Annotated in this window: 3 protein-coding genes; all 3 read left to right on the forward strand. The window is 67.2% G+C overall.

Annotated elements, in window-relative coordinates:
• Nucleotides 1–2 precede the first annotated feature (2 nt).
• From ABD369_RS35045 to ABD369_RS35055, 3 genes are read left to right on the forward strand one after another with little or no spacing between them, the layout of a single operon-like run.
• Complete coding sequence (locus ABD369_RS35045; protein WP_344640676.1) at nt 3–5,390, forward strand: hypothetical protein; 5,388 nt, start codon at nt 3–5, stop codon at nt 5,388–5,390.
• Nucleotides 5,387–12,190: a DEAD/DEAH box helicase gene (locus ABD369_RS35050; protein ID WP_344640677.1), complete on the forward strand. Its 6,804-nt coding sequence runs from the start codon at nt 5,387–5,389 to the stop codon at nt 12,188–12,190. Before ABD369_RS35045 ends, ABD369_RS35050 begins: the two co-directional genes overlap by 4 nt.
• Nucleotides 12,187–14,484, forward strand: a complete 2,298-nt coding sequence (locus tag ABD369_RS35055) for a UvrD-helicase domain-containing protein (protein ID WP_344640678.1) — start codon at nt 12,187–12,189, stop codon at nt 14,482–14,484. Before ABD369_RS35050 ends, ABD369_RS35055 begins: the two co-directional genes overlap by 4 nt.
• Nucleotides 14,485–14,544 lie beyond the last annotated feature (60 nt).

The raw sequence follows: 14,544 nt of genomic DNA on the forward strand, positions 1-14,544 counted from the left end.
TCATGAGTACCGACTTCGACTCCTTCAGCAACCGCGGCGAGTACTTCTCCGCTCACTACTTCGCCGAACAACTCGAGCTCGACCTCAAGAAAGGTCTCTTCACGACCTGGGGCATCCGCGAGAGCGACGACCTGGACAACCGCGTCACACCGCGAGAGCTTCTGCGCCAGCTGCGCCGCCAGTACCTCACTGAGGACGGGCGCACGTTCTTCGCCGACACCGCGCGCCTGGACGCCGAAGACGATCTACTCAGCCGCACTTATGGCGACCCCGAGTGGACCAAGCGGCTCACGAAATGGCACCGGCAACTGCTGAGCGCACTCGGCTACCCCGCCGGCCCGACCGAGATCACCGTTCACCGCTCTGGCCGCGAGCACACCGTCCCCGTGGCCTACTACGGCGACGGCATCGTCGCCCTCGACTGCGGCTGGGCCGCCGACAACGACGCCGCCCTCGACCACAACGGCGCCGCCAAGCTACTCAACCCGCTACGCCTCAGCGCCGCCGAGGCCTACGAAAGCGGACCAGAACTCGCCTCCTGGCTCTTCCACAGCAACATCGGCGACGCAGAAGGCCCGACACCGCGCTTCATCCTGCTCCTCGTCGGCGGCGTCATCGTTCTCGCCGACTGCACCGCGTGGGGCGAAGGCCGCTACCTGGCCGCCAATATCGACGCCGCACTCGAACGCAACGACCGCCGCCAAAGCGGTGAACTCGCCACCATCGCCGCCCTGTTCAGCCACGACATGCTCCGGCCCGGTGACAACGGCGAGAGCCCGACCATCGACGCTCTCCTGAAGGCGTCCACCGACAACGCTGTCGGCGTCAGCGGCGAACTGCGCCACGGCCTCCAGCGCTCCGTCGAAATCCTCGCCAACGAGGTGCTGGCGCGCCTTGCCGAGACCGGGCTCGCTGCCGGCGACATCGAAGACGGCCGCACCTCGATCGCCAAGGAACTCACCCGCGAGTCCCTGCGCTACCTGTACCGCATCCTCTTCCTCCTCTTCGCCGAAGCCCGCCCCGAACTCGGCATCCTCCCCGCAGACGACGGCAGCTACGAAGCCGGCTACTCGATGGCCCGCCTGCGCGAACTCGTCGAACGCGACGAGGAACTCATCGACCCCGAAGCCCGCGACGGCTTCCACCTCTACGAATCGCTCGATGTCCTCTTCGCCAAGGTCAACTACGGTCACCGCCCCTATGGCAGCGAAGCCGACGACGACCAGCCCGGCGACGACAACGAAACCCGCGCCGAGAAAGCAGCCCGCCGAAGCCAGGACCGCGGACTGCGCTTCGAACCGCTGCGCAGCGAACTCTTCGAGCCCAAAGCGATCCGCCTCATCGGCACCGAGGTCCTCGACCCCCGCGTGGACGAGCATGAAGACCCACGCTGGCTCGACCTACGGCCCCGAAACTCCGCACTCCACGAAATCCTTCGGCTGCTCACCATGAAGAGGGGCGGTCGGCGCGGCGAACGCGGCGGCTTCATCTCCTACCGCAACCTCGGCATCAACCAGCTCGGCGCCGTGTACGAGGGCCTGATGTCTTTCACCGGCTTCATCGCTGAGGAGGAACTCCTCGAGGTCGCCAAGGGAGGCAAGACCGACAACGGCTCCTGGATGATCCCCGCCTCCCGTCAGGACCAGTACCCCGACGACGTCTTTGTCCAGTACAGCGACGACGACGCCCGCAAGGGCTTGCGGGGGCGCAAGAAATACCCCAAGGGCTCGTTCGTCTACCGCCTCGCCGGCCGCGACCGACAGACCACAGCCTCCTACTACACCCCGGAGTCACTCACCAAGGTAACCGTCGAACTCGCCCTCAAACACCGGCTGGACCAGCAGCGCGATGAAGCCGGGAACGTCGTCAAGACCCGTGCATCCGAGCTGCTCAAGTACAAGATCTGCGAACCGGCACTCGGCTCCGGGGCCTTCCTCAACGAGGCAATCAACCAGGTCGCCAAGGAGTACCTGAAGCGCCGCCAGGACGAACTGGGTACGTCCATCCCAGCCTCCGAAGCCGTGACGGAGGAGCGGCGGGCGAAGGCGTACATCGCGCTGCACAACGCTTACGGCGTCGACCTCAACGCGACAGGCGTCGAACTCGCTGAGGTATCGCTCTGGCTCAACACCATGCACCCCGGCATGCGCGCCCCATGGTTCGGGCTTCACCTGCGACGCGGCAACTCCCTCATCGGCGCCCGCCGAGCCGTATACGCGGCCGAGGACGTGGCCGGCAAAGAGAAGGCCTGGTTGAAGGCCAAGGGCGCGCTCGCCCCGACCGAGATCCCTTTCCTCAAGAACGGGTTGAGTCAGCCGCTACCCGATGGCGCTGTGCACCAGTTTCTCCTCCCGGCCGTGGGTTGGGGCGCGGTCGCGTCCGAGAAAGAAGCGAAGAGCCTCGCCGCGGAGGACTCCAAGCGGCTCGCGACGTGGAAGAGGGGCATCCTCAAGCCACCCAGTGCCAAGGCACCCCGAGGCAAGGCCTCGGAACTCGCCCGACTGCAGGCGGTAGCTCGCCGAGCGGAATACCTGTGGGCGCTGGTCGTTCGCCGCATGGAGATCTCAGAGCGGGAGATCTCACGTCGGATAGACGTCTGGGGAGCTGACCCAGGCGACGCCGAGTATGCCTTCCTTGCCCGGCCCGACGCGGTCGTGCCTAAGGAGAAGGTTTACGCGGACCTCTTCGAGGCCACCGGCACACCGTACTGGCGCTTGAAGACCGTTATGGACACGTGGTGCGCGCTTTGGTTCTGGCCCGTCAAGTCGGCCGGTCTCCTCGATGGCAGTGACACCGCGTATGTTGCTACGGGCCGCTCGGCGGATTCGGCGCTGGCCGGCCTTCCTCAAGTTGGAGAACCGACAGTGGCTGCGCAGGCGCAGCCAGTAGTCACGCTGAACTACACAGCACAGCCTTTGCTTCTCACAATGGACGGTGTGCAGGAGTCTCTGCTCACTGCGATGGCTGACGCCCAGTCGGTCACGGCCGCCGGTAGGACGCCGATCACCCGCAAGCCGCGTGGGAAGACCCCCGCTCGCAGGGCAGCGATTCCGCTCGCCAGCATGGCCGACTGGCTGGACTTCGCGGAAGCCGTCCTGGGTGCCCACGACGTACCCGCTGATTCCCTCGTCTCCCAGTTCAAGGATCTGGACCAGCTCGAGCCCTACGAAGACTCCCTGCCCAGCCTCATGGGCATGGACTCCGAATGGCAGCTCGCCAGTCGCTTCCCATGGCTGACGACCGTTCGCGAGATCGCGACCGAACAAGGATTCCTCCACTGGGAGCTGGACTTCGCCGTGGTCTTCGCGCGCCTCGGCGGCTTCGACCTCCAAGTCGGCAACCCGCCCTGGGTGCGGCCCGATTGGAACGAGCCAGCCGTCCTTGCTGAGCATGAGCCGTGGTTCATGCTGGCGGAGAAGGCCTCCGCGTCCGAGAAGGAAAACCGCCGAGAAGAACTGCTCAACGCAACAGTTCCACGGACATACCTGCTCTCTGAATTGACCACGACGAGCGCCACGGTGGCCTACCTGGGTTCTGCACTTGCGTACCCGCTGCTGGACGGCACCCGGCCCGACCTCTACCGAGCGTTCATGTGCCGCACGTGGTCTCACGCGGCGGCACGCGGAACTGTAGGACTCGTCCACCCGGACACTCACTTCAACGGTGACCGCGAGGCATCGCTCCGAGAAGCCGCGTACACCCGATTGCGCGTGCACGGTGATTTCGTAAACGCCGGCAACCGCTTCTTCCCGCCGCCCGTCGGTCGATCTAGCCACTTCGGTGTCCACATTTATGGCTCGGTCGGGGAGATCGGCTTCGACCACCTTTCCTGGCTGTTCTCGGTGGACGCTCTTCGCCTCTCGGCGACTGCACCCGATGACCCGACTGTCCCTGACCCTGGCGTCCGCTTTGGCTCTAGCTGGGACGAGCGCCCCCACCGCAAGCGGATTGTCCGCGTCGACGAGGCCACCCTCGCACAATGGCAGCGGCTCACCGGCGAGCAGGACCAGTCCGTTCGGCAGGCCAGGCTGCTGTCACCAGTGAGTACCGCAGAAGCCGACGCGATCAAGGCACTGGCGCAGTATCCATGGCGGTTGGCTGACCTCAACCCGCAGATCTCGGCTGGTTATAACGAAGCACTGGCCAAGACCGCAGGACTCATCGACTACAACCGTGCATCGACGGAGCAAGACAACGCTCAGTACGCCGTGACGGGGTGGAACGACGTGATTCTCAAGGGTCCCCAGCTCGGCGTGGCTAACTCTATGTTCAAGCAACCAAGTCAGGGAGCCAGCGCGGTACTCGGGCTCAACCTGCAGGAATTGCCCTCAGGTGCGGTGCCGGAGTCGGAGTATCGCCGTGTCGCTTCCTCTAAGAAGTACGTTGAGGCGCAGGACCGGTGGATTGACTACCAGGAACTGGAACGCCTACGCAACGACGAGCGTGAGATTTCGGCCGCCCGGGCAGCCATTGCGGAGATCCGTGAAATTCCTGACTCGGAAGTCGGTGCTCAGGAAATCGATGAGGAACTGACCAACCGTGCACGGTACCCGTACTCGGACTTCTTTCGACTGGCCTGGCGGCGACAGATCGCGCCGGATACCGAGCGGAGTTTGTATGCGGCGCTCCTGCCCAAGGGGCCAACTCATGTCCACGGGATTCACAGTGCAGCCCTCCCGACCCGAGAGGATACCGTGCTGACTGCCGGGTTCTGGGCTGCTCTACCAGTCGACTACTTCCTGCGTACTAGCGGCAGGGGCGACCTCCAGGTCAATGCCGCGAGGATCATGCCTGCAGCATCGCCGGGCCACCCTTTGGCATCGGCGCTGTGCCTCCGTGTGATGCGCCTGAACTGCCTGACGGACGCCTATCAGTCGCTCTGGGCTGAGCTCTATGACCCCAGCTGGGCAAGCGAGCAGTGGGCGGTTCGCTGGTCTTCTCCCGAGGTTCTTCATACTTCATCCTCAGAGTGGACTGAGGGAACTCCACTACGCTCAGACTGTGCTCGGCGGGCCGCGCTGGTTGAAATTGACGCGCTTGTGGCGGCTTGGCTTGGGGTCAGCGCTGACGCATTGATCGCGATGTACCGGGCGCGGTTCCCGATCCTTCAAGACTTCGACTCGGTGACTTGGTTCGACGCGCGTGGTCGAAAGATCGCAGGTAACCGCTACTCCTACGGTCACGGCCAGACGAAGGAGCACTATGAGCAGCTCCTCGCGTTCAACAAGGTGCCCGAATCTCCACCGCCAGCTGGCTACACGCCTTCTTTCTACAAGGCTGACCGTGAGCGGGAGATGCGGGAGGCGCACGCGGTGTTCCAGGCTCGCCTTGATGCTGCCGTGGCGCGGGGCGAGTGGGATCCAGTTCGGCAGGAGGTGCCGTCGAAGTGAGGCCAACGCTTGAGGCGCGGGCGCTGAAAGAGAGCCTGCTGCAGTACCTGTCGACAACGTACGCGCTGTCGGACGAGGGGGCGCGAGAGGCGCTGCACCGCTTCCTGGGTGATGAGTCGTCGGGGATGTTCCGAGGGCCGTACCTGCGGATTCGCACGCCGTTCATTCCGGCGGATCCGTCGTGGCGGTCCCTGCTGGAGTGGGCGCCTGAGGGTTGGTCGCCGTACGCGCACCAGGCCGAGGCATTCGCGCGCCTGACATCGTTCGGGCACGAGCCGCAGCCGACGCTGGTGACGACGGGCACGGGGTCGGGCAAGACGGAGTCGTTCCTGCTGCCGATCCTGGACCACTGCCGGCGTGAGCGGGCGGCGGGGAACGCCGGGGTGAAGGCAGTTCTCCTGTATCCGATGAACGCGCTGGCGACCGACCAGGCCGACCGAATCAACAAGTATCTGAAGCGGAATGATGAGCTGTCGGCTGTGCGGGCCGGCCTGTACATCGGAGACAAAGCGTCCACGCGTTACGAGCGGGTGCTGACGAACCGTTCAGATATCCAGCTGACGCCCCCGGACATCCTGATCACGAATTACCGGATGCTGGACCTGCTGCTGCAGCGCCGGGCAGATGCCGCGATGTGGCGGGACTCGCAGATCCGCTACGTAGTCGTGGACGAGTTCCACACCTACGACGGCGCGCAGGGCACCGATGTGGCGATGCTGCTTCGGCGGCTCGCCTCTGCGGTGGGGGTGTCAGAACAAGGCCGCCCGCTGGGCTCGATCTGCCCGGTGGCGACGTCAGCGACGCTGGCGTCCGGGACCGGCGGTGACGGTAAGCGTGACCTGCTCAGGGTAGCGACGCAGGTGTTCGGCACGCAGTTTTCCGACGGCGCGGTCATCGGGGAGCGCCGCGAGTCGCCAGCAGAGTTCATCGACCCGGGCCAGCTGGACAATCGGCTACCGCTCCCTTCCCCGGAGGAGCTGGCGGCGCTGCCTGATCCGGCTCTCGGCGAGGAAGCGCTGTCCGACCTCGTCTTCGCAGTGACGAACAGCCGCAACATGGACCCCTTCGTGCTCGGCGCGACGCTGAAGCGGCACATCCTCACCCAGGCGGTCATGCAGTCCCTCGGCAGCGGGGTGAAGACCTCGGACGAGGTGCTGGACGTGATGTGGAGGTCCGGCGCGTACTCGTGGGGACAGGCAGTGGCCACCCGCCCGGAGCAGGCGGCGGACGCGCTCGCCCGGTTCGTGGCACTGCTGTCGATTGCCCGTGACCCGGAGTCGACTCCGGAGGAGCCGCGGCCGTTGGTCCATGTCGAGGTGCACCAGTGGGCCCGGTCGGTCTCTCGGCTGCTTCGGGGTGTGCTGCCGTGGCCCAAGGCGGAGTTTCGCTGGGATTCGGCGGACGCCTCCGATGCGAGCGGGGTGGATGCGCAGCGATCGGCTCCCGCCACAACCGCGACGGCCGGGGTCAGCGCGAATGTCTTCTTGCCGGCGGTGTACTGCCGCGAGTGCGGCCGCTCGGGCTGGGCGGTGTTCACACCGGAGAGTGATGACCTCCAGGCGGACTTCAACGCCAGCACGATCCGGCGGGCCTCTGTCGGCCAGGACAAGATCCGAGTGCGGAACCTCATCGCGGCGACCGACGAGGAGGCCAGGGAAGGGTCCGGGGCCGCGCCGATGCCGGCCAGCACCCGAACAGGCGGAGCCGGCGGCCGGGGGCGGCTGCACGGGAGCAGCGGCCGGGTCATGGTCCTCGACGGAGTGAATGGCCGACTGCGGTTGCCCGACCCGATCAAGGACTTCGACCCCATCACGCACGAGCCGAACCTGACGGCCCGCGACTCAGCCTTCGTCCTGGTCAACCTAGGCGAGACAGCGAACACGGCAGCGGGTGAGGACTGGTGCCCAATGTGCGGAGAGCACAACGCGATCCGCTTCCTCGGCACGGGGGGCGCCGCCCTGGCTGCCGCTTCGATCACGCGCCTTTTCACAGGAGGCGAACTCGCGGAGGAACCCCGCGACCGAAAGACGCTGATGTTTAGCGACTCGGTGCAGGACGCCGCGCACCGCGCCGGCTTCGTGGCGAGCCGCTCCTACACCTTCTCACTGCGCGCGCTGCTTGCCGACCGGCTGTCGGAGAAGAAGCCAACTGCTCTGAACGACTTGGTCGCCGACCTCGTTGCTGCTACGACCGATCCCGTCACCGGCAAGCCGAACGCGGAAGTGCTGTCCGCTGTGGTCCCGCCGGACCTGCACGACCATCAGGGCGTGGCGCGGCTGCTGTCCGGCAAGGCCAACCGCGGAGGTGACCTGAAGACCTGGCGGCTGATCGGGGAGCGGCTGGCCTTCCAGACCCTAATGGAGTTCGGCTTCCGCTCCCGCCAGGGCCGCACCTTGGAGCTGACCCGCACCGCAGCCGCCCACGTGCGCATTCCGAACGTGGACATCGCGGTGGACCTTGTGCGCAGTGCACACCTGGAGCCAACCAACCGGGGCCCCGAACCCATTGAGCAGGACGATGCCCGATACCTGGGATTTCTGCGGGTCTTCCTGGAGCGGCTGCGCTCACGCGGCGCGGTCAGGCACCGGTGGCTCGAGGGCTACCTGCACGAGGCTGGCACCAGCCGGTTCTTCGTGCTGGGCCGCCGCCCGCCCGGCATGCCGGCCTTCCCCAAGAGGGTCGCCGCGCCGCGGTTCCTCCTCGGTTCCGTCAAGGAGGGCAGCGAGTTCGACCCCGCGACCGGACGTCTGGCCTGGTACGAGCGCTGGGCACAGCGCTGCCTGGAGCTCCAGCGTGAGATGGCCCCGGAGTTCTGGAGCCGGCTGCTGCCGCAACTGCACGAGGCCGGCCTGCTGTCGATGCGGATCGGCCGGGACGGCACCACCCGCATCTACGGGCTGGCGCCCGGTGGAATCGACGTGCTGAAGCTGACGGACGACCAGGTCAACCTGGCATACGTGCGGTGCAAGGTGTGCGCGTGGGAGCAGACCGTGCACCCGTCCCTGCTCGACCAGTGGCACGGTCAGCGATGCCCGTCCTACCGCTGCGGGCAGGGCCGGCTGGTGGCCGGCGACCGAGCCGAGAAACTCGGAACGCACCTGCGCGACCGTGACTACCAGCACGACTACTACCGGCGCCTGTACCTGAAGTCAGGTCCGTACCAGGTCATCACAGCCGAGCACACCGCGCTGCTGGACCGCCCCGATCGAGAGGCCGTGGAGAAGGCCTTCCGCGAGCGAACCGGCTTCAACGACCCGAACGTGCTCTCCGCCACGCCGACCCTGGAACTGGGCATCGACATCGGTGACCTGTCCGCGGTCGTACTCGCCTCACTGCCGCGCAACCCAGCGAACTACGCCCAGCGAGTCGGCCGTGCCGGGCGCCGAGACGGCAACGCCTTCCTGCTGACCATCCCGGAACGGCGCAGGCGCGACCTGTACTTCCTGGAAAAGCCAATGGACATGATCGACGGTCAGATCGTCCCGCCGGGCTGCCACCTGTCCGCAGTGGAGATCCTGCGTCGTCAGTACATGGCGCACCTGCTGGACCTCGCTGCCGCCGGCCGCCTGCTACGTGAGGACGGCACCGCGCTTGCGCCCCTGCCCCACAGCGTCAGCGCACTGTTCGGCCCGTCCGGGTACCTCGACGACCTCATGGAGGTCGCTCTCGCACAGAGCGAGCAGCTCGTAAAGGGATTCCTGGAGCTGTTCCCCGATCTGGACGGCCTGGACACCGGAGTGACCGAGGAGGCAGCCGAACAGCTGCAGCTCTTCGCCGCCAGCGGGCTTCGCAGCGCCATCGAGGCGGCCGGACGCGCGTGGCAGGAGCAGGGAGACCTGCTGCGACGACGCCTGCGCGCCATCGACGAAGCCATCCGTGAGCTGCACGAGGCCGACCCGGAGGAGGCAAGGCAGAAGGCTGAGCTGGAAGCCGAACGGCGCGGCATCGGCGGCCGACTTCGCATCCTCGGTGAGACACACGCGCAGGGGGCTCTGTGTGACCTGGGCCTTCTGCCTAACTACGCGCTGATCGACACCCGCACCCAACTGGACGCCACGCTCTACTGGGCAGGCTCCGAGGACCAGGCCACCGGCAAGACCGTCTACAAGTCCACACAGCGCACCTACGAACGACCCCGCCGACTGGCGATCAGGGAACTCGCACCGGGCAACACCTTCTACGTCAACGGTTACCGGCACGAGATCACCGGACTGGAGATCGGCACCCCCGAGCGCCGCTCCTGGCAGGAGTGGCGGGTCTGCCCGAACTGCGGCTACGTACGCACCGACAACGCCCGCAACGACCGCGACCCCTGCCCGCGATGCCACACCACGCAGATCGCCGACGACGGATCCTGCCTGTTCAATGTCGTCCAGCCGACCCTGGTGACCTCCCGGGACCGGCGCGAGGACGCAAAGATCCGCGACGACCGCGACGACCGCGAGCCCGGCTTCTACGAGGTCTACCACGCCGTTGACATGCCGGCCGAGGTGATCGAACGCGGCTCCTGGCGGCACGCCAGCGCCACCTTCGGCGTCGACTTCAGCCGCCGCGCCGTCATCCGCACCTTCAACCTCGGCCCGACCCGCTACGACACCCCGGCCAGGGACGACTTCGCCGGCCACACGGTGCGCCTTAACCCCTTCCACGTGTGCACCGGCTGCGGAGCCGCCTCCGCCGGCGGCAGGCCCGTCTTCGACCACCACACCGACTCCCTCAGCTCCTCGGCCGCGCGCGACCCCCGGCTCAAGCACCACCGCCCCTGGTGCCCGCTACGCCGCGGAAAGAAGGACGACGCCGACCAGATCCGAATCCTTCTCGCCCACGAGCTCACCACCGACGCGCTGCGCATCCTGCTCCCGGCCGGCACCGTGCTGGTGGACGAGAAGGTGCACTCGCTGCGCGCCGCACTTCGCCTGGGCGTGGACCGGCACTACGGTGGCGACCCGCAGCACCTCGACAGTGCCCTTGTGTCCGAACCGGACGGCAAGAGCGGGGCACGCCGCTGGTCCATGGTGCTGTTCGACACCCTGCCCGGCGGCACTGGATACCTGCACCGGCTCGCAGACCCCGATGCCTTCCGCGCGACCCTTGCTGCGGCGCGAAAGGCCCTGCTGGAGTGCCCGTGCCGGGAGGAGGAAAGCCGCAACGCCTGCCACCGGTGCCTCTACCGCTACACGAGGGAGCAGTACCAGCAGCACGTCTCGCGTGCCATGGCGCTGAAGCTGATCGCCGACCTGCTCGGGCCCGTGGACGAGGACGGCATCGAGCAGGAGAACAGCTGGATCATTTCTGAGGTGGCCACCACCGGGCAGATCGGCCTGGACGGGCTCGTCGAATCCGACCTGGAGGCCCGCTTCCTGATTGCCCTGCGCCAGTGGGCAAGCGACAGCAGCGACGCGGTCCTCGAGGAGGACGGACTGGCCAGCGGACACCTGAAGATCACCACCGAGGCGGGCAGCGTGAAATGGCGCCTGACTGCCCAGGAGCGACTGGTAGGAACCCGGACCGACTTCACCCTCACCAGGGAGGACGGGCCACGCGAAAGCCTCAAAGTCTACCTCGACGGCCGCCGATTCCACTCCAGTGAGGATCACAACGAGGCCGCCTCCGACGCCGCCAAGCGCGCAGTTCTGGGCGCCGACGGCCAGATCGTCTTCCAGATCACCGCACACGACGTCGACCTCTTCGAGGGACGATCGACGAAGGCCGCACGCGTCTGGCCGCCCTACGGCGGTGACGCGCCCGACACTGCCAAGAACGCCTACGAGCAGTACGGCGGGAACCGGGCGTCGTTCACAGACCTCGTTTTCACCAATCCCATCGACACCCTGCTCGCCTACCTGCGAGACCCCGACCGCGACAGCTGGGCCCGCCGTGCCCGTGCACTGGTCACCGGGCTGACCGCCGCTCCCGGTACTACCGCCTTGGCACAGGCTGACCGGCGTGACGAGCTCGTGGCGGCCCTGCGGAACGGGTTGGCGGCGTGCGTCCCCGGGCAGGCAGCACCCGCCAGCGAACAGCAGCCGGGAGCCAGGACGGTGGGGCCGATCCACATCTTCCGCGCCACCGACGCCACCGGACTGCCACTGCTGTTCACCGTGGACGCCAGCAACCCCGAGGCCCTGGCCTGGAGCGTGCTGGCCGTCCTCGACGACACCGCCGGCGGCCTCGACACCATCGAGCACCGGCAGCGCTGGCGCTCCTGGCTCTACTGGGCCAACCTCGTGCAGTTCCTCGCACACTCAGGCGGCGACGGAATCCAGCTGACAGCCAGCCAGGTGTCCCACTTCGACGTGGAGACGCTCGCCGTCTGCAGCGCCGCTACCGCGCGGCCTGCCGAACCCGCCACACAACCATCCACGGCCGACGACCGAGCGAATGCCTCACCGAAGGACCAGGCCGAGATCGTGCGCGACCCGGCCTGGGACGAGGACATCCTCCCGCTGCTCGACGAGGACGAGGACACGAACCTGCGCGCCCTTGCCCTCGCCCTCGCCAGCCGCGGCAAGCAGGCACCCGTATTCGGCTACGAACTCGGCAACAGCCGCTGGCCCGCCGACTTCGCCTGGGACAGCCCTGAGGCGAAGATCGCTGTCGTGCCTGACCGCGACAAGGATCCAGACCAGGAGCACGACCAGGACCAGGACGTCGACCGCCGCGATGCCGCCTACACCGCCGCCGGCTGGACCGTGCGCGCCGCTGGCGAGTGGCTCGACCACCTCGACTCGCTCACCATGCTTCTGCCCAACACCGCCACCGAACCCGGCGACAACCACGTGGAAGGCCCGACCCGATGACCGCCCGGCTCAGCCTGTACCCGAAGGCCGAACAGGAGCTGTACAAGCTCGACCGCTCGGTCAAGGCCACCTTCTACGACTTCAGTGACCGCTTCCGCCAAAACCCCCGGCACGTCAGCCTGAAACTCAGGCCGCTCAAGGGCAACCCCAAGATCCACTCTGCCTGGCTGGACGACTCCTACCGTGTCCTGCTCACCCGCACCGGCACCGAACCCAACGGTGACGAGAGCTGGCTGGTCATCGCGGTCCGCCACCGTCGCGCCGTCTACGAGCAGCTCTCCGTCGCCGTCAACCGCGTCACCGGAGAGATCGAGTTCGTCGACCTCTCCACCGTCGGCGAGAGCGCCCTGCGCCGAGCAGGGATCAACCTCACCCCCGCCGAACCCGAGGACGTCTCGGCCGGCACGACACAGGCGACGCAGCCACAGCAGCCAGCTGCGACCGAAGCACTTCTGGCCGGCTACACCGCAGAGCAGCTCAGCGAACTCGGCGTCGCCGAACCCCTCATCGCCCTTGCCCTCGCAGTCACCACCAGCGAAGAGCTCGACCAACTCGTCAAGAACGCCCCGCTTCTCTCCCAGGACGTCCTGTACGGCCTCGCCGCACAGATGCCCATCGAGGACGTCCGGGCAGAGATCACCGCCCGGGTCGCCATCGAGGAGCCCGTCGACACCGACGACTTCACCACCGCCCTCGCCCGCACTGCGGTCACCAGCGTCGACGAGCACGTGGCCGCGGCCATTGAACAGGGCGACTTCCGCGCCTGGAAGTACTTCCTCCACCCCACCCAGGCCCGCCTGGTCAACCGCGACTACAGCGGGGAAGCCCGCGTCTCGGGCGGGCCGGGCACCGGTAAGACGATCGTCGCACTGCACCGCGTACACCATCTCGCCAAGCAGCTCCCTCCCGGCCAGAACAAGCCGATCCTCCTCACGACCTTCACGAAGAACCTCACCACTGACCTGCGCAACCGCCTCGCCTCGCTTCTGGAAGCACAGCCCGAGCTGATGGACCGCGTCGACATCGTCCACATCGACCAGCTCGCCTCCCGCGTCCTCGGTGAGAACGCCCAGCCAGGCCGCACCCGCAACCGCATCGACGACAAGGTCGCCCTGGCGGAACTGCGCACCATGCTCTTCGAGCTCGACGAACGAGCCTGGGAGCCCGAGTTCCTCATGGAGGAGTGGGAGCAGGTCATTCTTGGCCAGTCCATCCCCACCCGTTCCGCCTACTTCCAGGCCCGCCGCGCTGGCCGGGGCCGCCCGCTGACCCGTCCCGAGCGCAACGCCGTCTGGAAGCTCATCGAGCAGTTCACCACCCGCCTCGACAAGGCCGGCATGGAGACCTGGGGCCAGGCGTCCGAACGCGCCGCCCGCTACGAGATCGAACGTGCCGCCAGAATCACGGCACGGCAGAGCTACAAGGACGAACTCGGCGCCCAGGACCTCCGCCACCGCGACGACGGCTCCGGCATGCGCTACCTCAACCACCGCTACCGGCACATCGTCATCGACGAGGCCCAGGACTTGCGCCCGGCACACTGGAAGATGCTCCGCGCGATGGTCGCCTCCGGACCCAACGACATGTTCATCACCGGCGACACCCACCAGCGCATCTACGACAACCAGGTCGCCCTGAGCGCCCTCGGCATCAAGATCCGCGGCCGGTCCTCCCGACTCACCCTCAGCTACCGCACCACCAAGGAGATCCTCGCCGAGGCCCTCAAGGTCGTGGACAACCAGAACTTCGACGACCTCGACGACGGCACCGACACCCTCAATGGCTACCGCTCCGTCCTCCACGGCCCGGCACCGCAGTTCGTTCACTACGACACATGGCAGGACGAACTCGAAGGCCTGGCCACCACCATGCGCGCCTGGCACGAGGAACTCGCCACCGACCCCACCGGCGCACCCCGCGACCCCCGCGGTCTGGTCGCCATCGCCGTCGCCGAGCGCGACAAGGTTAACGAGGTCATGTACTACCTCACCACCAAGGCCCACATCACCTGCGCCGAACTCACCAAAGACGGGCCACGCGGCGACGGCATGGTCCACGTCGGGACCATGCACCGCTTCAAGGGACTCGAGTACCAGAAGCTCGCCATCGTCGCCGCCAGCGACGGCATCCTTCCCCGCACCGCAGCCGTCGAGGCCTACCGTACCCAGGACCCCGCCCGCTACGAACGCGAACTACGCAAGGCACGCGCCCTGCTGTTCGTCGCCACCACCCGAGCCCGCGACGCACTCACCATCTCCTGGCACGGCAAGCCGAGCCCGTTCCTGCCGAGCTGACAGGCCCGGACCAGCACCCCTGCCCGCGGCGCCGCCGACCTGCCAGATGCAGACTCGGCG

The organism is Kitasatospora cystarginea (genome assembly GCF_039533515.1).
Classification (GTDB): Bacteria; Actinomycetota; Actinomycetes; order Streptomycetales; family Streptomycetaceae; genus Kitasatospora; species Kitasatospora cystarginea.

Coding starts and splice junctions, on each gene's coding strand:
- ABD369_RS35045 (WP_344640676.1), top strand. CDS start 3: ATGAGTACCGACTTCGACTCCTTCAGCAACCGCGGCGAGTACTTCTCC.
- ABD369_RS35055 (WP_344640678.1), top strand. CDS start 12,187: ATGACCGCCCGGCTCAGCCTGTACCCGAAGGCCGAACAGGAGCTGTAC.